Below are 20,876 nucleotides of genomic sequence, written 5' to 3'. Positions count from 1 at the left end.
CATGCGCCTGGCCACCGTGCTGCTGGCCCTGCTGCTGTGGCTGCCGCTGGCGTCGCAGGCGCAGCAGCTGGCGCCGATTCCCGCGCTGGATTCGCCGGTGGTCGACACCACCGGCACCCTCGATGCCGCGCAGAAGCAGGCGCTGGTGCAGCAGGCGCTGGCGCTGCAGCAGCGCAAGGGCAGCCAGCTGCAGGTGCTGGTGGTGCCCAGCACGCAGCCGGAGGACATCGCCCAGTACACCACCCGCGTCTTCGACCAGTGGCAGATCGGCCGCAAGGGCGTGGATGACGGTGTGCTGCTGGTGGTGGCCAAGGACGATCGCCGCGTTCGCATCGAACCGGGCTACGGCCTGGAAGGCGCCATTCCCGATGCCATCGCCAACCGGGTCATCCAGGAATACCTGGTGCCGCGCTTCCGCAGCGGCGATTACGCCGGTGGCATCACTGATGCGACGGCCGTGCTGGTCAAGCTGGTCGATGGCGAGCCGCTGCCGGCGCCGGTCAGTGGCCACCGTGGCCGCGAGCCGGGTGGTGGCGGCGATACCTGGATCCTGGCGCTGTTCATCGGCGTGTTCGCCGGCAGCATCCTGCGCGGGGTGTTCTCACGGGTGCCACGCCCGCTGCGCGGCCTGCTGGGCGGCGGTGGCGCGGCGCTGGCCGCTTTCATCTTCACCTCCACCGTGCTGGCCAGCGGCCTGGCCGGCATCGTCGGCCTGGTGGTGGCGATGCTGTCCGGCCATCCCGGGCGTTTTGCCGGGGGGGGCGGTTGGGGCGGCGGCAGCTGGGGTGGGGGCGGTGGATTCGGCGGTGGTGGCGGTTTTGGTGGCGGCGGCGGCTGGGGCGGCGGCGGTGGCCGCTCCGGTGGCGGCGGCGCCTCGGGGGGCTGGTGATGATCCGGCGCCTGTGCCGCCATCTCCTGGCACCCTCGGTGCGGCGGGCGTTCCCGCCGGCCACCCTGCAGGCCATCACCGAGGCCATCGCCGCCGGCGAGGCCCGCCACGGTGGCCAGGTGATGTTTGCCGTCGAGGCGGACCTGCCGCTGCAGGCGCTGTGGCGGGGCATGACCCCGCGGCAGGCGGCCGAGCAGGCCTTCGCCCAGCTGCGCACCTGGGACACCCACCACAACAACGGCGTACTGATCTACCTGCTGCTGGCCGACCACGCCATCGAGATCGTGGCCGACCGCGGCCTGCACGGCCGGGTCAGCCCGGCGCAGTGGCAGCGGATCTGCACCCATCTGCGCGAGGGCCTGCGCGGGTCCAACCCGGTCGAGGCGCTGCGCAGCGCCATCGATGAGGTCTCCGCACTGGTGGAAGGGCACTTTCCGGCCGCCATGCGGTCCGATGATGACGGCCTGCCCGACACCCCGCAGATCCTGGGTTGAGCCGTAAAATACCCGTACTCCCGCAAGGCAGCTTCCATGATCTATTTCCACGACATCGACCCCATCGCCCTTTCGCTGGGGCCGATCAAGGTGCACTGGTACGGCATCATGTACCTGCTGGGCTTCACTGCAGCCTGGCTGCTGGGCCGCAAGCGCATCGCCGAAGGCCGCCTGCCGGGCGTCGATGCCAACGGGTTCTCCGACCTGCTGTTCTACGCGATGCTCGGCGTGGTCCTGGGCGGGCGCATCGGCTACATGCTGTTCTATGCGCTGGGCGATTTCCTGCACAACCCGCTGCTGCTGTTCAAGGTGTGGGATGGCGGCATGAGCTTCCACGGCGGCCTGCTGGGCGTCATCGCGGCCTGCTGGTGGTGGTCGCGCAAGCACGCGCTGCACTTCTTCGACACCATGGATTTCATGGCCCCGCTGGTGCCGCTGGGCCTGGGCTTCGGCCGCATCGGCAACTTCATCGGCGCCGAGCTGTGGGGCAAGTACACCGATGGCAGCTGGGGCGTGGTCTTCCCGTCCGGCCTGCCGGCTCCGCTGAACCAGCTCGACACCGCCACCCTGCAGGCGCAGTTCGCCAGCGGCGCGCTGAACCCGTACGCCCGCCATCCCTCGCAGCTGTATGAAGCGGCACTGGAAGGTCTGGTGATGTTCGTGGTGCTGTGGGTGGTATCGGCCAAGCCGCGCCACCGCTACCTGATCGGTGGCCTGTTCGCGCTGCTGTACGGCATCTTCCGCTTCGCGGTGGAGTTCGTGCGCATGCCGGACAACGGCATCTACATGGCCTTCGGCTGGCTGACCAAGGGCCAGATCCTGTGCGTGCCGCTCATCGCCTTCGGCCTGGTGCTGCTGGCCCTGTCGCGCCGCGCGCCGGTGCTGCAGCCGCAGCCGCTGGTGGCCGCGGAGGGCAAGGCATGAAGGCCTACCTCGACCTGCTGTCGCATGTGCTTGAGCATGGTGCGGAGAAGAGTGACCGCACCGGTACCGGTACCCGCAGCGTGTTCGGCTGGCAGATGCGCTTCGACCTCAACGAAGGCTTCCCGCTGGTCACCACCAAGAAGCTGCACCTGCGCTCGATCATCCACGAGCTGCTGTGGTTCCTGAAGGGCGACACCAACATCGGCTACCTGAAGGACAACCAGGTACGCATCTGGGACGAGTGGGCCGACGAGAACGGCGACCTCGGCCCGGTCTACGGCAAGCAGTGGCGCAGCTGGGCCACCGCCGATGGCCGTGAAATCGACCAGATGCAGTGGCTGGTGGACGAGATCAAGCGCAACCCCGATTCGCGGCGGCTGGTGGTCAGCGCCTGGAACGTGGGCGAGCTTTCGCAGATGGCGCTGATGCCGTGCCACAACCTGTTCCAGTTCTACGTGGTGGACGGCAAGCTCAGCTGCCAGCTGTACCAGCGCAGCGGTGACATCTTCCTGGGCGTGCCGTTCAACATCGCCAGCTACGCGCTGCTGACCCACATGGTGGCGCAGGCCACCGGCCTGGGCGTGGGCGACTTCGTGCACACCCTGGGCGATGCGCACCTGTATTCGAACCACTACGAGCAGGCGCGCGAGCAGTTGTCGCGTGAACCGCGCGCGCTGCCGAAGCTGTGGCTGAACCCGGAAGTGACCGATCTGTTCGGCTTCCAGTTCGACGACATCCGCATCGACGGCTACGACCCGCACCCGGCGATCAAGGCTCCGGTGGCGGTGTGAGTGCGATGAAGCTCTCGATGATCGTGGCACTGGACCGCAACCGTGGCATCGGCCAGGGCAACGCCATGCCCTGGCACCTGCCGGACGACTTCAAGCACTTCAAGGCGCTCACCCTGGGCAAACCGATCCTGATGGGACGCCGGACCGCCGAGTCGATCGGCCGCGTGCTGCCGGGGCGGACCAACCTGGTGCTGACCCGCAGCGGCCAAGTGCCGTTCGAGGGCATGCGCGCGGTGGCCTCGCTGGATGAAGCAAGGGCCATTGCGGAGGGCGAGGGTGCCAGCGAGCTGTGCATCATCGGCGGCGGCGAGATTTTCCGCCAGCTGCTGGACCAGGCCAGCGATCTGTACCTCACCTGGGTGGATGCCGAGGTACCCGCCGACACCCATTTCCCCGAGGTGGATCCGGGCGTCTGGCGGGAAACCAGCAGCGAGCCGCATCCGGCCGATGCGCGCCACGCCTACGCATTCCGCTTCGTGCACTACGTGCGCCGCTGACCCTGGGTAGAGTCGACCGTTGGTCGACTGCTCCTCCATCAGATCGCGGAACACCCCGCGCTGCGCGCGCGAGTCGACTGACAGTCGACTCTACCCGTACACGCCTCAGCCCTGCGGCGGTGCGCTGTTGCCGTTACCGCCACCACCGCCACCGCGACGGCGGCGACGACGGCCCCGGCTGGCCGGTGCTGCAGCCGGTTCTTTTTCCTTGCCCGGCGCAGCCGCGGCCGGCCGCTCATGCGCCGGTCGTGCCGGCGGGCGTGCATTGGCCACCGGTGCCGGCACATCACGGCCGGGCACCTGCACCACGCGCAGTTCATCGGTATCGAGCTGGATGGCGGTGAGCTTGCCGCCCCACACCGCACCGGTGTCGATGGCGTGTACGCCCTGGGTGATGGTCAGGCCCAGCGCCGACCAGTGGCCACAGACCACCTTCAGGTCGCGCTCGACCCGGCCCGGCACTTCGAACCAGGGATACAAGCCCTGTTCCTGGGTGCCCGGCGTGCCCTTGTCCTCGATGCCGATGCGCCCGCGCGGGGTGCAGTAGCGCATGCGGGTGAGCACGTTGATGATCGCGCGCGAGCGGTCGTAGCCGGACAGGTTCGGTGCCCAGCTCGGCTTGTCGCCATACATGTTGCGGAACAGCTTGCGGTAGCCGGCGCCATGCAGCTGCACTTCCACCTCGGCGGCGTGCTTCTCTGCCATCTGCGTGGTCCACTTCGGCGCCAGGCCGGCATGCACCATCATCCAGCCCAGCTCGCGGTCCACGTGCACCAGCTTCTGCAGGCGCAGCCAGTCCAGCAGTTCGTCGCGGTCCTCGGCCTGCACGATGCGCAGCAGGTCCGGGTTGACCTTGCGCTGCTCTTCTTCGGTGCGTGCACCGACAGCCAGCAGCGAAAGATCATGGTTGCCCAGCACCACCACGCTGTGCTCGCGCAGCGAATGCACCAGGCGCAGGGTTTCCAGCGACTGCCCGCCGCGGTTCACCAGGTCGCCACAGAACCACAGGGTGTCCTGCGCCGGGTCGAAGCGGATTTTTTCCAGCAGTCGCTGGGTAACGTCGTAGCAGCCCTGCAGGTCGCCGATCGCCCATACACTCATCGTCCGGCCTCCGTGTCAGTGCAGGGTACGCGGCACGGCCAGCACGAAAGGTGCGACCGGCGCGGCGAATTCGGTGCCGTCATCGGCAACCATGTCGTAGTGACCCTGCATGGTCCCGTGGTCGGTCCCGAGCATGACACCGGAGGTGTAACGGAAGTCTTCACCCGGGCGCAGGCGCGGCTGTTCGCCGATCACCCCATCGCCATCGACATGCTCGACGCGACCGTTGGCATCGGTGATGCGCCAGTGGCGGGCGACCAGGCGTGCGGCAACGCGCCCCTGGTTGTGGATGCGGATCGTGTAGGCGAACGCATACCGGCCGTCCTCCGGCGCGGATTGATCGTCGAGGAAACGCGGAGCAACCTCGACAGTAATGGCGTAAACGTCAGCGTCTTCCATACCGGCAGTGTAATCAGGTGGCATTGGCCAAAGCGATGAATTCAGCCACATCCAGCTGTTCGGCACGGGCATCGGGGCGCACGCCGGCGGCCACGAACTGCTCGGCCGTCACGACGTTGTTGAGTGCATTGCGCAGGGTCTTGCGGCGTTGACCGAAGGCGGCCTTGACCACCTCGGCAAAGCGCTTGTGGTCGGCGATGGTGATGCTGGCCGGATCGCGCGGCACCAGCCGCACCACGGCCGAATCGACCTTCGGCGGCGGCCGGAACGCGCCCGGCGGCACCACGAACAGCGAGGTGACCTGGCAGTAGGCCTGCAGCATCACGCTGAGGCGGCCATAGACCTTGCTGCCCGGGCCGGCGGCCATGCGGTCCACCACTTCCTTCTGCAGCATGAAGTGCATGTCGCGGACGACCGCGGCGTGCTCCAGCGCGTGGAACAGGATGGGCGAGGAGATGTTGTAGGGCAGGTTGCCGACCAGGCGGATCGGCTCGCCGGCGGCCAGCGCGGTGAAATCCACACGCAGCACGTCGCCCTGGACGATGGTCAGATCGCCCAGCGGTTCGGCGGCGGCGGTCAGCGGCGCGATCAGGTCGCGGTCGAACTCGATCACCGTCAGCTTCGGATGAACGCGCAGCAGGGGCAGGGTGATCGCGCCCTGGCCGGGGCCGATCTCGACCAGGCGGTCACCGTCCTTGGGATTGACCGCCATCACGATCTTGTCGATGTAGTGGCGGTCGGCCAGGAAATGCTGGCCAAGCTGCTTCTTGGCCGGGGCGGTGAACACCGGGCCGGAGGGGGAATGCGGGGAATTCATGCGCCCAGTGTACGTTGCCGGGCCAGCCGCGCACACAGCGCCGTTGCGGCCTGCAGGCTGGAGGGGGCGGCGATGCCACGTCCGGCCAGCTCCAGCGCCGTGCCGTGGTCGACGGCCACGCGCGGGTAGGGCAGGCCCAGGGTCAGGTTCACGGCCTGTTCGAAGCCGGAATACTTCAGCACCGGCAGGCCCTGGTCGTGGTACATGGCCAGCACGGTGTCGAAGCCGGCCAGCTTGGCCGGCAGGAAGGCGGTATCGGCCGGCAGCGGCCCGACCAGGTCCATGTCCTCTGCGCGCAGGCGCTGCAGCAGGGGAATGACCAGGTCCAGTTCCTCGCGGCCGAGGTGGCCGTCTTCGCCGGCATGCGGGTTCAGGCCGAGCACGGCGATACGGGGCGCGGGCAGGCCGAACTCGCGGCGCAGCGCGGCATGCACGGTGCGCAGGGTATGTTCCAGGCTGGGCGTGGTGATGGCATCGGCCACCTCGCGCAACGGCAGGTGGGTGGTGGCCAGGGCCACGCGCACGATGTCGTTGGCCAGCATCATCACCACCTTCACCCCGGCCTGGTCGGCCAGCAGTTCGGTGGTGCCGCTGTAGGCAATACCGCCCTGGTTGATGACCGCCTTGTGCACCGGGCCGGTGACCACGCCATGCAGTTCGCCGGAGAGGCAGGCCTGGCCGGCGGCCAGCAACGCGCCGATCACCGCGCCCGCATTGGCGGGATCGGTCTGGCCGAAATGGCTGGGGGTGGCATTGGCCAGCGGACGCACGCGCAGATCGCCCGGCAGGCGGGCCTCGGCATCCTCAGGCAGCAGCTGCAGGGGCAGCTTCAGCGCGGCAGCAGCCGCGTGCAGGGTGTCCGGGTCGGCGAAGGCCAGCAGCCGGCAATCATCACGCGGCTGCTGGACAAGGCGGACGCACAGCTCCGGGCCGATCCCCGCCGGCTCGCCCGGTACCAGAGCGAGCTCGGGGCGCATCGGTCAGGGCTGCTGCGGCGTGGCGGTGTTTTCCGCGCGGTCGCCACTGCGGAAGCTGACGTAGGCTTCGCCACGCAGTTCCTGCAGGAAACGGTTGTACTCGTCTTCCAGCTTGCGGCGGCCGATGGTCTCGCGGACCTGGGCACGCTGGTTGTCGCTGGTCACGTCGGTCTGGCGCGTGGCAACGCGCTGCACGATATGCCAGCCGGCATCGGTACGGAACGGCTGGCTGACGCCGCCATCCTGGATGCCCTCGACCTGCTGGCCGAACGCCGGACCGAAGGCATCGGCCGGGAACCAGCCCAGATCGCCGCCCTGGCCCTTGCTGTTGGTGTCTTCCGAGGATTCCTTGGCAACGGCCTGGAAATCGGCACCACCGGCAATGCGGGCACGCAGGGTATCGATCTTGGCCTTGGCGGCCGCGTCGGTCTGGTTGTCGTCCACGCGCACCAGGATGTGGCGGCCGTGGTACTCGGTCACGGTGTGGTTGCCGGCGGCGGCGTTGGCATCACGCACTTCCACCACCTTCAGCAGCTGGAAGCCGCTCGGGCCACGGATCGGGCCGACCACGTCGCCGGGCTTCATCTGCTCCATCATCTGGGCGAATGCAGCCGGGATTTCATCCAGGGTACGCCAGCCCAGGTCGCCGCCTTCCAGCGCGTTGGGGCTGTCGGAATAGCGCACGGCGGCCGCGTTGAAGTCCAGCTCGCCCTTGTCCAGCAGCGCCTTCACGCCGTCGGCCTTCTTCTGGCCGGTGGCGATCTGCTCGGCGGTGGCGCCGTCGGGCAGTGCCACCAGGATGTGTGCCAGGTGGTACTGGTTGCCGGCGGTGGCCTGCTGCTTCAGGGCAGCATCGACCTCGCCCTCGCTGACGCTGATGCGGCTCTGCGCGAAGCTCTGGCGCAGGCGCTGCACGGTGATCTCGTCACGCACCGAAGAGCGGAAATCGGCGAAATCAATGCCGTCGCTGGCCAGGCGCTGGCGCAGGGCGTCCAGGTTGGAACCGTTCTGCTGGGCGATCGAGTTCATCGCCTGGTTCAGTTCCTGGTCGCTGATGCGAATGCCGCTGCTCTGGGCGCGGGCGACCTGCAGCTTGACCAGCACCAGGCGCTCGAGGACCTGGCGGCTGAGCACGTCATCGGGCGGCAGCTGGTTCTCGCGGCCGGCGTACTGGGCCTTGATGTTGATGATCGCGCGCTGCAGTTCGCTCTGCAGGACCACGTCCTCATCGACGATGGCTGCAATGCGGTCCAGCGGCTGGGCCTCCTGGGCGATGACCTGGAGGGGGGCGGACACGCTGGACACGGCCAGCAGCGAAGCGAGTAGGACGGGGAAGCTCTTGGTCATGGGATCTGGTTTGGATCGTAGTCGTCCCGGGTCGCCCCGGTGTTGCTGGGCGGCACGAGATAGAGGTCGTCGCGGTTGTAGCCGAGGATAGCACGGCGCAGAGTGCGGTCCGTGTCCTGGCCCAGCGAGCTCAGGCCCTTGAGCACGAACTCCAGCTGGATGGAATTGTTCAGTTCACCTTCGCGGTTGCGCACGTAGCGGCGGGCCACGGCGCGGACCGCCAGGCAGCAGCTGTCCCACTGCACGCCACCGATGATTTCCAGCGGCTTGCTGTCCTGGATGGAGTAGTAATAGCGGCCCACCAGGCTCCAGCGCTCGTTCAGCGGGTACAGGAACGACAGGTCGGCCTGTTCCAGCAGGGTGCGCTGTTCCTTGGTGGCGTTGGCCGCCGCACCGGCGTTGATGCGGTAGCGGTAGCTCAGGTTGACCACGCCGTCGTTGGGCATCAGGTAGCGGGCACGGACGCTGGCCAGATCCTCGCGCTTGTACTTGGGGTCCCACTGGTAGGTGGCGCCCAGGGTCCAGCGGTCGTTGATCATGTAGTTCGAATCGGCGATCCAGGCCGACTTGCCCTTTTCCACCGGGGCGCCGCCCGGGGTCACGGTCACCCGCGACTCGTCGAAGTACTGGATCTGGCCGATCGAGGCCGAGAAGCGTTCCCTGCCCGTGGTCTGGTCGATGAAGCGGGTGCTCAGCGCCACGGTCAGCTGGTTGGCGTCGTTCTGGCGGTCGGCGCCGGTATAGCGCGAGTCGCGGAACAGCTGGCCCCAGCTGAAGGTGAAGTCACGGGTATCGAAGATCGGCAGGTCGTCCTGGTTGCGGTAGGGCGTGCGCAGGTAGAACAGGCGCGGCTCCAGGGTCTGCAGGAAGGACTTTCCGCCGATCGTGGTGTCACGGTCGAAGAACAGGCCGGCGTCGAGGCTGGCGATCGGCAGGGCGCGGGTCGGCGAGGTGTTGCCGCGCAGCTGATCGGCGCTCAGCGTGCTCGTATCGACGTTCTGCGAGGCCAGCACGTTGCTGCGGATGCTGTCGGCCAGGCCGCGGTCAAGCTGGTAGGCGGTGTAGCGGTAGGCCAGCGTCGGGGTGACGTACCAGGCCGCGCCGCTGATCGGGAACGACACGTACGGCTTGACGTCCAGGCGCGAACCGCCGTAGATCCGCTGGGTCTGGCCGTTGCGGGTGTACTGCAGGTCTTCGCCGGCGCTGGCGTCGTACTTGAAGTTGACGTCGTCATGGGTGAAGCGCACGGCCTCGGAGTAGACGCCGGTCTCCAGCCACGGCAGCAGCGACTTGTCCCAGTTGAAGTACAGCCGCGGCTGGCGGTTGTAGGCCAGGGCGCGCTCGTCCAGCGTGTAATCGGTCAGCTGCCAGCGGTCGGCCATGATGCCGGCGGTCCAGTCCTTGCCGGTGCCGTACAGGCCGATGGTGCTCTGCAGGTTGGACGCGGTCACGCCGACCAGGCGGTTGGCGAAGTCCTCGACATAGCGCTCGTCACTGACCCAGGCCAGGTTGGCGCGCGCCTGCCAGTGGCTGTCCACGTTGTGGTAACCGTTGAACATCACCCGGCCGCGGTCGCGGTCGCGCAGCTCGTCGTTGGGCATGTAGGCGGTCAGCAGCTCGCCGCGGCCGCCGTTGTAGAGGTAGCGGAACTCGTTGTCGAGCATCAGGCCGCGCCGGCTCATGTAGCGCGGCGTCAGCGTGTCGTCGTAGTTCGGCGCCAGGTTCAGGTAGATCGGCTGGGCGTAGTCGAAGCCGTTGCGGCCGGACATGCCCAGCTGCGGGAACAGCAGGCCGGTCTTGCGTCGGTCGTCGATCGGGAACTTGAAGTACGGCGCCCACAGCACCGGCACCTTGCCGATGCGCAGCACGGCATTGCGCGCGGTGCCGAAGCCTTCGTCGTTGTCCACTTCGATTTCCGGCGCCGACAGCTTCCACACCGGCTGCGAGGGATCGCAGGTGGTGTAGGTCGAACGGTGCATCTGGCCGACGGCGCCCTGCAGGTCGACCGACTCGGCATCGCCGTTGCCACGGCGCGACACCAGCTGGTACTGGATGTCGGTGATCTTGTGGGTGTCGCTTTCCTGGTTGCCTTCGGCACGCTTGGCGATCATGCGGATCGACGCGTCCTGGTAGCGGACATTGCCGTCGGCGATGTAGTTGCCGCTCTCGGTGTCGAAGCTGAGCTTGTCGGTACCGACGAACTGGTCGCCACGGCGCAGCGCCACGTTGCCCTGGTACTGCGGCACGGTGGTGGTGCCCAGCAGCTGGTCACCCTCGATGTCGGTGGGCTGCTGCTCGCGCTCGGCGCTGGCGGCGGCCTTGTCCTGCCCGGGCACCGGGGTGGGGGCATCGGTGAAGGCGGGAATGACCTCGGTTGCCGGGCACAGGCCCCAGTTGAGCGGCTTGTCATCGGCCATCGCGGGAAGGCAGACGGCGATGCTCAGGGGCAGGGGAAGCAGGCGGAGGGCTCGGCGCACGCGGTTCGGATTCGGGCGAAAACGGACGGTAGATTGCCCCATCCGCTGCATAGGGGCAATGAAGGCGCCCCCCTGCTGGCGGTTCGGGTTCATCCAGCCCGAGGTCCGGCGGCCCCGTCCAGCAGGGCCTGGACATGGGCCACGGTGCATTCGGACAGGGCCTGCAGGTCGTAGCCGCCCTCGAGCATGGACACCACCCGGCCGGCTGCATGGCGGCGGGCCAGCGCATGCAGTTCGGCGGTGACCCAGGCGAAATCGTCGGTTTCCAGCATCAGGTCGGCCTGCGGGTCGCGCAGGTGCGCGTCGAAGCCGGCCGAGACCAGCAGCAGCTGCGGGCGGAAATCGTCGATGGCCGGCAGCATCTCATCGGCCCAGACGTTGCGGAAGCGGAACCCGCCACTGCCCGGCGGCAACAGGATGTTCATCAGGTTGCCGGCGCCACGGTCGCGGCGCAGGCCCGAATTGGGGAACAGCCCGGCCTGGTGGGTGCTGTAGTACGACACCCGGGCGTCCTGCTGGAAGATGTCCTGGGTGCCGTTGCCGTGGTGGACGTCGAAGTCCACCACCGCGATGCGTTCCAGCCCGTGCCGGTCGCGGGCGTAGGCGGCGGCCACGGCGATGTTGTTGAGCAGGCAGAAGCCCATCGCCGTACTGCTGGTGGCATGGTGGCCGGGCGGGCGCACTGCGCAGAAGGCCAAGGGGTCATCGCCCAGCATCACCGCATCGACCGCGGCCACGCCGGCGCCGGCGGCGTGCACGGCGGCACTGGCCGAGCCGGGCGAGGTCCAGGTGTCCATGTCCAGCTGGCGCAGCGGCGTGGTCTGCGGCTGCAGCACGAAGTCGAGCAGGGCGCTGTCGTGTACCCGGCTCAGTTCACCGAACTTGGCGGGCGGTGCCTGGCGCCATTCCAGCTGGCCGGGGAAGGCCTGGTGCAGGGCATCGAGCACCACCTGCAGCCGCTGCGGGCATTCGGGATGGCCGGGGCCGGGATCGTGCAGCAGGCAGGAGGGGTGGGTATAGACCAGCATCGGGGATCAGCGCTGCCGGTGCTGCGGCTGCCACAGGGCCTCGCCGTGGCCGTCGGCGCGGGCCAGCACCCGCGACAGCACGAACAGCAGGTCCGACAGCCGGTTGAGGTATTGCAGCGCCTCGCTGCGCACGCTTTCCACCCGCGCCAGGGCGACGGTCTCACGCTCGGCACGGCGCACGATGGTGCGCGCCAGGTGGCAGCGCGCGGCCGCTTCGCCGCCGGCCGGCAGGATGAATTCCTTCAGCATCGGCAGGTCGGCGTTGTAGTGGTCCAGCTGCTGTTCCAGCGCCGAGATGTCGGCGGCATGGATGGCGGCGTGGCCGGGCACGCAGAGTTCGGCGCCCAGGTCGAACAACTGGTGCTGCAGGTGGACCACCAGCGCGCGCACGTCGTCGGGGAGCGCGGCGGCCAGCAGCAGGCCAAGGGCGGCATTGGCTTCGTCCACCGTGCCGTACGAGGCTACGCGCAGGTCGTCCTTGCCGACCCGGCTGCCATCGCCGAGGCCGGTGCTGCCGTCATCGCCGGTGCGGGTATAGATGCGCGAAAGACGGTGGCCCATGCGATCGCTCAGTGGTGGATGTCGCGGCGGGCCTGCTGCAGCTTCAGCACCTGCTCCACGGCCAGCTGCAGGGCGGCGGCCAGCGCCACGTAGAGGGCGGTGGTGCGCAGGTAGGGGCCGAACCACTGTGCGTAGTTCTGCGCCCAGCCGGCCACGGTCGGCTCGGCCACGTTGCGGGTGGTCCAGTAGAAGCCGCCCTGCGCCAGCAGGTGGCACAGCGCCACCGAGGCCACCAGCAGCAGCACGCCCTTGCCCAGGGTCGACCAGTGCGCGCCATGGTAATTGCGGCCCAGCAGCAGGCCACCGGCCCACAGCGCGAAGTACGCCGGCAGCAGCAGCCAGTAACCGGGCGACACGCAGTAGTGCTGCCAGAAATCCAGCCCGCTGCTGCGGATTACGATCCAGTCCACCAGCACGGCGAAAACCATCAGCAGCGGGAACGCCCAGCGCGTCCAGCGCGCCAGGTAGAAACCACCGATGAAGAACACCGCCCACGACGCATCGGGGATGGCCGCGAAGTGGTTGACCCGGGTCGCCGCCAGCAACAGCACAAGCACGGAAAGGACGAAGGCGCGGTTGGCGGTGTCGGACATGGCAGCGGGCCCGGAGCGGATTCAGCTTTCATTCTAGCCCGCCGCGCGGGTCGGCGCAGGGTTCGGCAACGAGCGCGTATCATTGGCTCATGAGTGAACGACATGACGTGCTGATCGTCGGTGGCGGCCTGGTGGGAGCCAGCCTGGCCATCGCCCTGGACCGGCTGGGCCTGGACGTGGGCCTGCTCGAGGCCAGCCCGGCCGGCGAACTGCCGGCGGTGTTCGACCAGCGCAACCTCAGTTTCGCCGCCGCCACCGTCAACGCGTTGACCGCGCTGGGGGTGATGCAGAAGCTGGCGATGGCGCCCGGCCCGATCCGGCGCATCCATGTCAGCCGGGCCGGCGATTTCGGCCGCGTGCAGCTCGATGCGGCCGATTACGACCGGCCCTGGTTCGGCCAGGTGGTGGTGGCGCGCGATTTCGGCCAGGCGCTGGAAGCGCGCCTGCAGGAACTGCCGCGCCTGCACCGTTACCGGCCGATGCGCTTCCTTGGCCTGGGCGAGGTGGTCGACGGCCATCGCCAGGTGCGCGTGGCCGACGAGAGCGGCGAGCGCCTGCTGCAGGCACGGTTGGTGGTCGGCGCCGATGGCACCGCCAGTGGCGTGCGCGGCGCGCTGGGCATCGAGGTCGACCGTCATGACTTCCAGCAGACCCTGTTCGTCGCACGCGTGCGCAGCCAGCGCGCGCCCGATGGCAGTGCCTGGGAGCGTTTCACCGACACCGGGCCGACGGCCCTGCTGCCACGCGGCGACCGTCATTTCGGCTGCGTGCACGGCGTGGCCCGCGACCAGGCCGAAGCGGTGATGGCGCTGGACGATGCGGCCTGGCTGCAGCGCCTGCAGAACGCGCTCGGCTGGCGTGCCGGCCGCCTGCTCGAATCCGGCCCGCGCAGTGCCTACCCGCTCATCCAGGTACTGGCGCGCGCGCTGGCCGGACAGCGCACCGTGCTGCTGGGCAATGCGGCGCAGACCATCCATCCGCTGGGGGCGCAGGGCTTCAACCTGGGCCTGCGTGATGCGCTGACCCTGGCCGAGCTGCTGGAAGACGGTGCCGCCGATGCCGGCAGCGATGCCCTGCTGCAGGCCTACGTGGCCCGCCGCGAGGAGGACCGCCGGCAGACGGTGGCGTTCTCCGGTGGCCTGGCGCGGCTGACCAGCAACCCGGCGCCGCTGCTGCGGCCGCTGCGCAGCCTGGGCCTGGTGGCGGCCCAGCGTGCCTCGGTGCAGTCGATGCTGGTCGGCGGTGCGATGGGCTTCCGCGGTGATGTACCGCGCCTGTGCCGTGGGGAGGCCGCATGAGCCGCCGCATGCGCCTGGACGTGGCCATCGTCGGCGGTGGCGTGGTCGGTGCCGCCTGTGCGCTGGCGCTGGCCGATGCCGGTCTGTCGGTCGCCCTGGTCGAAGGCCGCGAGCCGCCGCCGTGGCAGGCCGCGCAGCCGGACCTGCGCGTGTTCGCGTTCGCTGCCGACAACGTACAGCTGCTGCAGCGCCTCGGCGTGTGGCCATCGATCGCCCAGGCCCGTGCCTGGCCGTACCGGCGCATGCAGGTGTGGGATGCGGCCGGTGGCGAGGACCTGCTGTTCGATGCCGATCGCTTCGGCCGTCGCGAGCTGGGCTACATCGTCGAGAACGGACTGCTGCAGGACCGCCTGTGGGCGGCGCTGCCGGCGGCCGGCGTGCAGCTGCACTGCCCGGCGCGGGTGGAAGCGCTGGAGCAGGACGACGAGGGCGTGCGCCTGCGCCTGGACGATGGCCGTCGCCTGGATGCCGCTCTGGCCGTAGCTGCCGATGGCGCCGAATCGACCCTGCGCCAGCTGGCCGGGATCGAGGTCGAGCGCCACGACTACCACCAGCGTGGCGTGGTGGCCTATGTGGACAGCGAGCTGCCGAACCAGGCCACGGCCTGGCAGCGCTTCCTGCCGGGCGGGCCGCTGGCCCTGCTGCCGGTGGCCGAGCGCCGCAGCTCGATTGTCTGGACCCTGCCCGAGGACGAGGCTGCACGCGTGCTGGCGCTGGACGAAGCGGCCTTCAACCGTGAACTGACCCGCGCCTTCGCCGCGCGCCTGGGTGAGCTGCGCCTGGCCTCGCCGCGTGCAGCGTTCCCGCTGCGACGTCAGCTGGCCCGCCACTACGTGGCCGGCCGCGTGCTGGCGCTGGGCGATGCTGCCCACGTGGTGCACCCGCTGGCCGGGCAGGGCGTGAACCTGGGGTTGCGCGACGTCGCCGCCCTTCAGCAGTGGCTGGCGCCGTCGGCCGAACGCCGTGGCCAGCCGCGCCTGTCGCCGCAGCGCCTGCAGCGCTGGGCGCGCGAGCGTCGCAGTGACAATCACATCGCCGCCTACAGCTTCGATGCGATCAACCGCCTGTTCTCCAACGACGAGATGCACCTGACCTTGGCCCGCGGCCGCGCGCTGGGCTGCGTCGGCAAGTGGCCGCCGCTGGTGCAGGCATTCTGGAAGCGCGCCGCCGGCGTGTAAGCGGGTAGCGCCGGGCCATGCCCGGCGAGCGCGCCGCGCGGTTCACAGATGCCGCCGGGCGTGGCCCGGCGCTACCCCTGTAGATCCACGCCATGCGTGGATGAAGATCGCGAAGGCGGATCAGTCGATCAGCCAGCCGGCCAGGTCGGTGCGGTCCAGCTTGCCGCGGCGTTTCACATCCAGCGAATTGAATTCATCGGCCAGCGCGGGGTTGGCCTGCGCTTCTTCGCGGCTGATGAAGCCATCGCCGTCGACGTCCAGTGCGGCGAAGTGGATGCGGTACTGGCCGACCACGCTGGCCGGGCTGACCGAGCGCACGGTCACCGGCGTTTCGCCCAGCGGCACGGCGATGTCGACGCTGCCGGTGACGCGGCCACTGGCCAGCGACTGCTGGCGCACCACGCCGCTGTCGTCGCGCAGCGGCGCACTCTGTGCCGGCGCAGGCAGGGCCACCTGCGCCGATGCAACGGCCGGCAGCAGGGCCATCAGGAGTGGAATCAGTCGAAAGTGCATGCAGTCGTGTTCCTGGTAGCGCCGGGCCAGGCCCGGCGGGTGTCGCGCCTCAGCGCAGCGGCGAGGCCAGTACGGTGATCTCTTCGCGGTCGTGGTAGAGCTGCTTGGCACGCACCACCAGCGGCTTGCCGGCCTGCTCCTGGAACAGGTCCAGGCACAGGCGGGTTTCGTCCCAGCGCTTCTTCATCGGCAGCTTCAGGTTGAAGATCGCGTGCCTGCACCAGCCTTCGCGGAACCAGGTGGCCATGCGTTCGGCCACGCGCCGCGGCTGCTCGACCATGTCGCAGACCATCCAGTCCAACGGCTGGTCCGGGTGCCAGTGGAAACCATCGGCACGCAGGTGCTCGACCAGGCCGGTGTCCAGCACGTGCTGGCGCAGCGGGCCGTTGTCGATGCTCAGCACATGCATGTGCTGGCGGGTCAGCACCCAGGTCCAGCCACCCGGTGCGGCACCGAGGTCGGCGGCACGCATGCCGGGCTTTGCCAGTGCCTCGCGTTCTTCCGGGGTCAGCAGGGTCAGCAGCGCTTCGTCCAGCTTCAGCGCCGAGCGCGAGGGCGCTTCGGGCAGCAGCTTCAGGCGCGGAATGCCCAGCGCCCACGGTGCGCTGTCGGCCGGGTCGGCCACGCACACGAAGGCATGGGTACCGTCGACGAACACCACGTGCAGGCGCGGCAGGCGCGCATTGGGCTTGTCGGTCAGCTTGCCGGCCTTGCGCAGCGCCGGGCGCAGCGCATTGCCGAAGGCGCGGGCCAGCCCGGACAGCGGCTTGCCGGCATCCGAATCGGGGTGCTCCACCCACAGGTCGCCGAAGCGCGGCGCATCGGCCAGCACCTCCAGCATCGGGGTGATGCGGTCGGCCGGGTCCAGCTGCGGCAGCTCGGCCAGCACCACCAGCTTCTGCCGGGCGAAGATCAGTTCGCGCCAGCGCAGGCGCGGTGCCAGCGCAGCGGCTTCGTCGCACATGAACAGCACGTAGCCATCATTGCGCTGGGTGCGCGCATAGCCGGCGAAACCGGCTTCACCGGCGCGGAACTGCAGTTCGCCGGCCAGTTCGGGCTCGAAGCCCTGGCGGCACAGGCACAGCAGGCCGATGCCGGCCTCAGTAACGGGCGCCATCACTCTCTCCATAGGCGCGCAGCACGCTGCGGGCGTCATCGCGGTTCAGGCCCTGCACGACTTCGATGCCGCGCTTGTTGAGCTCACCCACCCAGTCGGCGGGCAGCGGGCCTTCATCGAACGGGGTCAGTGCTTCCACATCGGCCGAACTGGCGCCGATCAGCAGGCGGTCGATGCCGGCCCACACGGTGGCGCCGTAGCACTGGCAGCACGGCTGCGAGCTGGTGGCCAGGGTGATCGGCGACAGCGCGGCATTCAGGCGCGGGGTCTGCAGGCGCTGCTGGGCCAGCATGTAGGCCATGTTTTCGGCATGCGCCAGCGAGGTCGCATGCGGCATCACCCGGTTCACGCCGGCGGCGATGACCTTGTCTTCCGGCCCGAACACCACCGCGCCGAACGGGCCACCACTGGCGTGTTCGATGTTCAGCCGCGACAGCTCGATGGCCAGCGCGACCTTGGCCTCATCGCCGGGATAGCGACGATCCAGGTCGATCTGGTCGTGGATCCAGGCGGGAAGGGTCAGGTGGACTTGCGCGTACAGCATCGCGGGGGTGCCTCGTGTGGAAGGGAAGAGGTGCAGCGGGTTCGGTAACCGGCGCGCAGTGTAGCGGCAGCCGGGTGCACCGCGGGTGTCTGCTCAGTCGTCCAGGTCGGTGCGGACCACCACGTACTGCTTGCGGAACTCCAGCCCGGCCTGCGGCCAGCGCGCGGCGTAGGCACGCAGCAGCGGCAGGGCGGCGGGGAAGTCATGGCCGTTCACCCGGCAATCGGCCTCGCACTGGCCGTCCGCATCGCGCGAGGCGAACAGGCGGATGCCGAGGAACTGGCGGGTCTTCAGCAGTTCGTTGAAGGCGTCCACGCTCTGGGTGAACAGGCAGCACGGGCAGGAGCCGTGGTCGCCCTCGCTGCAGGCAGCGGCGTCGTTGGCCGGTTCGCTGCGGTAGTGCGCCAGCGGGCCCAGCACCACCGCGCGCGCCAGCGGCGCTCCGGTTTCCTCGGCGCCGTAGCGCAGGGTCAGCATCTGCAGTTCCGGCGCGTCGTCGGCGCCGATGGCGGCCTGCAGGGTGGCCAGGTCCACCCGCACCCAGTTCTCGAAGCCGGACAGCGTGGCTTCCTCCTGGCTGTCGCCGGCGGCGTGCTGGTACTCGAACAGGCCATCGGCGAACAGCTCCGGATGGCGCGCCTCGATCACCGAGGAGATCTGCCAGCCGCCGTTCTCGCGCGGATCGGCACCTATCGCGTGCGGGCTCAGGCGCAGGCCGCTGTCCAGCACCAGTTCGTGGCCATCGACGGTACAGGCGATGTCACGGCCCAGCAGGACCTGGTGCAGCAGCGGCAGGAGGGGAGACGCGGTCGTGGTCATCGGGGCACCTGGTTTGCAGGGTGGGGCGCAGCCGCCGGGCAGGGCCGGCGTTACAGAGCGTCGAGTTCGGCGCGATACCGCCGTGCGTCGGATTGCTGCTGCGGATCGTTGCCATGGTCGCGCAGCCAGGTTTCCAGCTCGCGGCGATAGTCCGCGCGGAAATCGGCATTGCCCGGGCTGAAATGCAGCTTGCGTGCCGCCACGTCCACGCGCTCGCGCGCACGTGCGCGGGCCTGGGCGATGCCGTGCGGTGATTCGTTGGTGAGGATGACGAAGTTGCGCGGGAAACCCGGCGTGTACTTCACCACGAACGGCTGGTCGCGCGCCGGAATGCGGATGGCGTTTTCCAGCGGCCACAGCGAGGCGGTGTTGGTATGGAACACCACCTCCACATCGCGGCCCTCGGCGGTGTGCAGCACCGCTTCATAGCGCCAGATGTACTGCTCGTTGAGCGTGGAGCTGGTTTCCTCGGCCTGGACGATCACCGCTTCACCGCGCTCGCCCACCGCATTGAGGAAGGTGGCGTTGAGGAAGCTGCCGAGGAAGACATTGAGCATCGCCAGCGGGAACACCACGATGGCGTAGCCGAATGAGCGCCGCCACCACGAGACCAGTACGGCCAGCACCATCGCTGCGAAGAACGTCAGCAGCGGATGCTGCGAGATGAACCAGAGCAGGGCGGAGAGGGCGGTGGTCATGTCCGGCAGTGTGCGGGCGCCTTCCCGGCGCCCGCGCAGATCCTCAGGCCGACCAGGTGTCGCGCAGGGTCACGCTGCGGTTGAACACCGGCTTGGCCTCGGTGTGGTCGCGGCGGTCGGCGACGAAGTAGCCGGTGCGCTCGAACTGGAACGACTGCTCCGGGGTGGCGCTGGCCGCGGCCGGCTCGACATAGCCGGTGACGGTGCGGCGCGATTCCGGGTTGAGGTAATCGCGGTAGGTCTTGCCTTCCGACTCGTCGTCCGGGTTCGGTACCGAGAACAGGCGGTCGTACAGGCGGATCTCGGCCGGCACGCCGTGCACGGCGCTGACCCAGTGGATGGTGCCCTTGACCTTGCGGTTGGCGCCTTCCATGCCCGGGCGCGATTCCGGATCCAGCCAGCCGCGCAGCTCGGTGATGGTGCCATCGGCATCCTTGACCACTTCATCGCAGCGGATGATGCCGGCACCACGCAGGCGCACTTCGCCACCCGGCACCAGGCGCTTCCAGCCCTTGGGCGGCACTTCGGCGAAGTCCTCGCGGTCGATCCACACCTCGCGGGCGAACGGCACCTGGCGGCTGCCGAAGCTCTCGTCCTTGGGGTGGTTGCTGAAGGTCAGCTGTTCTTCGTGGCCTTCATCCAGGTTGGTCAGCACCAGCTTCACCGGATCGATGACGGCCATGCGGCGCGCGGCGGCGCTGTCCAGGTCTTCGCGCAGCGCGCCTTCCAGCACGCTGAAGTCGATCAGCGAATTCTGCTTGCTGATGCCCACGCGTTCGGCGAACAGGCGCATCGCGGCCGGGGTGTAGCCACGGCGGCGCAGGCCCTGCAGGGTCGGCATGCGCGGGTCTTCCCAGCCGTCCACCAGCTGCTCGGTGACCAGCGCCATCAGCTTGCGCTTGCTCATCACCGTGTAGTTGATGTTCAGGCGCGAGAACTCGATCTGGCGCGGCTTGGCCGCTTCGCGCGGCAGGCCGGCGTCGACCAGCGGCTGGGTCAGCGCATCGTCATGGGCGAAATCGACGTTGTCCACGCACCAGTCGTACAGCGGGCGGTGGTCTTCGAATTCCAGCGTGCACAGCGAGTGGGTGATGCCTTCGATCGAATCGCCCAGTGCATGCGCGAAGTCGTACATCGGGTAGATCGGCCAGGCGTTGCCGGTGTTCTGGTGCTCGACGTGCTTGATGCGGTACAGGGCCGGATCGCGCAGGTTGATGTTGCCGCTGGCCATGTCGATCTTGGCGCGTACGGTGCGCGCGCCATCGGGGAACTCACCGGCGCGCATGCGGCGGAACAGGTCCAGGTTTTCCTCGACGCTGCGGTCGCGCCACGGCGACGGACGGCCTGGCTCGGTGAGGGTGCCGCGGTAGGCGCGCACTTCCTCGGCCGACAGGTCGCAGACGTAGGCCTTGCCCTGCTCGATCAGCTTCTCGGCGGCCAGGTAATAGGCCTGGAAGTAATCCGAGGCGTGGCGCAGTTCGTTCCAGCTGAAGCCCAGCCAGCGCACGTCATCCTGGATGGCGGCCACGTACTCGGGGTCTTCCTTGGCCGGGTTGGTGTCATCGAAGCGCAGGTTGCAGACACCGCTGAACTCACCGGCCAGGCCGAAGTTCAGGCAGATCGACTTGGCGTGGCCGATGTGCAGGTAGCCGTTCGGCTCGGGCGGGAAGCGGGTCTTGATCGCCTGGTGCTTACCGCTGGCCAGGTCCTCGCGCACGATCTGGCGGATGAAATCGCGCTTCTCGTGGCTGTCGGCGGGGGTCTCGGGGCTGGCGGGGGTGTGCTCGGACATGAGTCGGCGAAAGAGAAAGGCA

General features: G+C 68.9%; 22 protein-coding genes. 7 read left to right on the top strand and 15 right to left on the bottom strand.

From position 1 onward, the window contains the following. Position 1 precedes the first annotated feature (1 nt). From AC3WL7_RS08150 to AC3WL7_RS08130, 5 genes are read left to right on the top strand one after another with little or no spacing between them, the layout of a single operon-like run. Positions 2 to 889, top strand: coding sequence for a TPM domain-containing protein (locus tag AC3WL7_RS08150; RefSeq protein ID WP_492749944.1), 888 nt, complete (start codon positions 2 to 4; stop codon positions 887 to 889). Beyond that, positions 889 to 1,383: a TPM domain-containing protein gene (locus tag AC3WL7_RS08145; protein ID WP_492749943.1), complete on the top strand. Its 495-nt coding sequence runs from the start codon at positions 889 to 891 to the stop codon at positions 1,381 to 1,383. The genes AC3WL7_RS08150 and AC3WL7_RS08145 overlap by 1 nt, the downstream gene beginning before the upstream one ends. Positions 1,384 to 1,419: 36 nt before the next feature. After that, entirely contained in the window at positions 1,420 to 2,307 is an 888-nt protein-coding gene (lgt, locus tag AC3WL7_RS08140; RefSeq protein WP_108745991.1) for a prolipoprotein diacylglyceryl transferase, read from the top strand. Then, the gene (locus AC3WL7_RS08135) at positions 2,304 to 3,098 is read left to right on the top strand and encodes a thymidylate synthase (RefSeq protein ID WP_108758819.1); all 795 of its coding nucleotides are present in this window, start codon (positions 2,304 to 2,306) and stop codon (positions 3,096 to 3,098) included. Before lgt ends, AC3WL7_RS08135 begins: the two co-directional genes overlap by 4 nt. A 5-nt stretch (positions 3,099 to 3,103) precedes the next feature. After that, positions 3,104 to 3,595 (top strand): dihydrofolate reductase, encoded by a 492-nt coding sequence (locus AC3WL7_RS08130; protein ID WP_492749992.1) that lies wholly within the window; start codon positions 3,104 to 3,106, stop codon positions 3,593 to 3,595. 105 nt (positions 3,596 to 3,700) lie between these two features. Here the strand turns inward: AC3WL7_RS08130 and AC3WL7_RS08125 are convergent, their stop codons facing one another. The 9 genes from AC3WL7_RS08125 to AC3WL7_RS08085 all read right to left on the bottom strand — a co-directional run bounded on the left by AC3WL7_RS08125 (position 3,701) and on the right by AC3WL7_RS08085 (position 12,895). Next, the gene (locus AC3WL7_RS08125; protein ID WP_313420698.1) at positions 3,701 to 4,696 is read right to left on the bottom strand and encodes a symmetrical bis(5'-nucleosyl)-tetraphosphatase; all 996 of its coding nucleotides are present in this window, start codon (positions 4,694 to 4,696) and stop codon (positions 3,701 to 3,703) included. Positions 4,697 to 4,711: 15 nt separating this feature from the next. Continuing rightward, positions 4,712 to 5,095 carry a Co2+/Mg2+ efflux protein ApaG gene (gene apaG, locus AC3WL7_RS08120; RefSeq protein ID WP_079220685.1) on the bottom strand — a complete coding sequence of 128 codons (384 nt, stop codon included), beginning with the start codon at positions 5,093 to 5,095 and terminating at the stop codon, positions 4,712 to 4,714. 13 nt (positions 5,096 to 5,108) lie between these two features. Continuing rightward, positions 5,109 to 5,912 carry a 16S rRNA (adenine(1518)-N(6)/adenine(1519)-N(6))-dimethyltransferase RsmA gene (rsmA, locus tag AC3WL7_RS08115; protein WP_079220686.1) on the bottom strand — a complete coding sequence of 268 codons (804 nt, stop codon included), beginning with the start codon at positions 5,910 to 5,912 and terminating at the stop codon, positions 5,109 to 5,111. Then, positions 5,909 to 6,889 carry a 4-hydroxythreonine-4-phosphate dehydrogenase PdxA gene (pdxA, locus tag AC3WL7_RS08110; RefSeq protein WP_492749942.1) on the bottom strand — a complete coding sequence of 327 codons (981 nt, stop codon included), beginning with the start codon at positions 6,887 to 6,889 and terminating at the stop codon, positions 5,909 to 5,911. Before pdxA ends, rsmA begins: the two co-directional genes overlap by 4 nt. Positions 6,890 to 6,892: 3 nt before the next feature. After that, positions 6,893 to 8,236: a peptidylprolyl isomerase gene (locus AC3WL7_RS08105; protein WP_108745994.1), complete on the bottom strand. Its 1,344-nt coding sequence runs from the start codon at positions 8,234 to 8,236 to the stop codon at positions 6,893 to 6,895. Continuing rightward, positions 8,233 to 10,713 carry an LPS-assembly protein LptD gene (lptD, locus tag AC3WL7_RS08100; protein ID WP_492749941.1) on the bottom strand — a complete coding sequence of 827 codons (2,481 nt, stop codon included), beginning with the start codon at positions 10,711 to 10,713 and terminating at the stop codon, positions 8,233 to 8,235. The genes AC3WL7_RS08105 and lptD overlap by 4 nt, the downstream gene beginning before the upstream one ends. An 89-nt stretch (positions 10,714 to 10,802) precedes the next feature. Next, a complete protein-coding gene (locus AC3WL7_RS08095) occupies positions 10,803 to 11,741 on the bottom strand; it encodes a histone deacetylase family protein (protein WP_492749940.1) in 939 nt (312 codons plus the stop codon). Between the two features lie 6 nt (positions 11,742 to 11,747). Next, complete coding sequence (locus tag AC3WL7_RS08090; RefSeq protein WP_108758826.1) at positions 11,748 to 12,302, bottom strand: cob(I)yrinic acid a,c-diamide adenosyltransferase; 555 nt, start codon at positions 12,300 to 12,302, stop codon at positions 11,748 to 11,750. An 8-nt stretch (positions 12,303 to 12,310) separates the two neighbouring features. Continuing rightward, positions 12,311 to 12,895: a hypothetical protein gene (locus AC3WL7_RS08085; protein WP_492749939.1), complete on the bottom strand. Its 585-nt coding sequence runs from the start codon at positions 12,893 to 12,895 to the stop codon at positions 12,311 to 12,313. A gap of 89 nt (positions 12,896 to 12,984) precedes the next feature. Here AC3WL7_RS08085 and ubiH point away from each other — a divergent pair, with 89 nt between their 5' ends. Next, complete coding sequence (gene ubiH / locus AC3WL7_RS08080) at positions 12,985 to 14,193, top strand: 2-octaprenyl-6-methoxyphenyl hydroxylase (protein WP_492749938.1); 1,209 nt, start codon at positions 12,985 to 12,987, stop codon at positions 14,191 to 14,193. Beyond that, the gene (locus AC3WL7_RS08075) at positions 14,190 to 15,371 is read left to right on the top strand and encodes a UbiH/UbiF family hydroxylase (RefSeq protein WP_079220694.1); all 1,182 of its coding nucleotides are present in this window, start codon (positions 14,190 to 14,192) and stop codon (positions 15,369 to 15,371) included. The genes ubiH and AC3WL7_RS08075 overlap by 4 nt, the downstream gene beginning before the upstream one ends. 120 nt (positions 15,372 to 15,491) lie before the next feature. Here AC3WL7_RS08075 and AC3WL7_RS08070 read toward each other — a convergent pair whose 3' ends face one another. The 6 genes from AC3WL7_RS08070 to AC3WL7_RS08045 all read right to left on the bottom strand — a co-directional run bounded on the left by AC3WL7_RS08070 (position 15,492) and on the right by AC3WL7_RS08045 (position 20,854). Next, positions 15,492 to 15,884 carry an EF-hand domain-containing protein gene (locus AC3WL7_RS08070; RefSeq protein ID WP_079220695.1) on the bottom strand — a complete coding sequence of 131 codons (393 nt, stop codon included), beginning with the start codon at positions 15,882 to 15,884 and terminating at the stop codon, positions 15,492 to 15,494. A gap of 49 nt (positions 15,885 to 15,933) precedes the next feature. Beyond that, entirely contained in the window at positions 15,934 to 17,001 is a 1,068-nt protein-coding gene (gene rlmM, locus AC3WL7_RS08065; RefSeq protein WP_492749937.1) for a 23S rRNA (cytidine(2498)-2'-O)-methyltransferase RlmM, read from the bottom strand. After that, the gene (locus AC3WL7_RS08060; protein WP_492749936.1) at positions 16,985 to 17,545 is read right to left on the bottom strand and encodes a nucleoside deaminase; all 561 of its coding nucleotides are present in this window, start codon (positions 17,543 to 17,545) and stop codon (positions 16,985 to 16,987) included. The genes rlmM and AC3WL7_RS08060 overlap by 17 nt, the downstream gene beginning before the upstream one ends. Before the next feature lie 93 nt (positions 17,546 to 17,638). Continuing rightward, a complete protein-coding gene (locus tag AC3WL7_RS08055) occupies positions 17,639 to 18,364 on the bottom strand; it encodes a DUF6348 family protein (RefSeq protein ID WP_492749935.1) in 726 nt (241 codons plus the stop codon). A gap of 50 nt (positions 18,365 to 18,414) precedes the next feature. Further along, the gene (locus AC3WL7_RS08050) at positions 18,415 to 19,062 is read right to left on the bottom strand and encodes a hypothetical protein (RefSeq protein ID WP_492749934.1); all 648 of its coding nucleotides are present in this window, start codon (positions 19,060 to 19,062) and stop codon (positions 18,415 to 18,417) included. A 43-nt stretch (positions 19,063 to 19,105) separates the two neighbouring features. Further along, entirely contained in the window at positions 19,106 to 20,854 is a 1,749-nt protein-coding gene (locus AC3WL7_RS08045; protein ID WP_492749933.1) for a glutamine--tRNA ligase/YqeY domain fusion protein, read from the bottom strand. Positions 20,855 to 20,876: the final 22 nt, after the last annotated feature.

It is taken from the genome of Stenotrophomonas sp. FW305-3-2-15-E-LB1 (assembly GCF_058787375.1).
The sequence above is the reverse complement of the archived record's forward strand: the minus strand, read 5'-3'. Positions and strand labels throughout refer to the sequence as shown.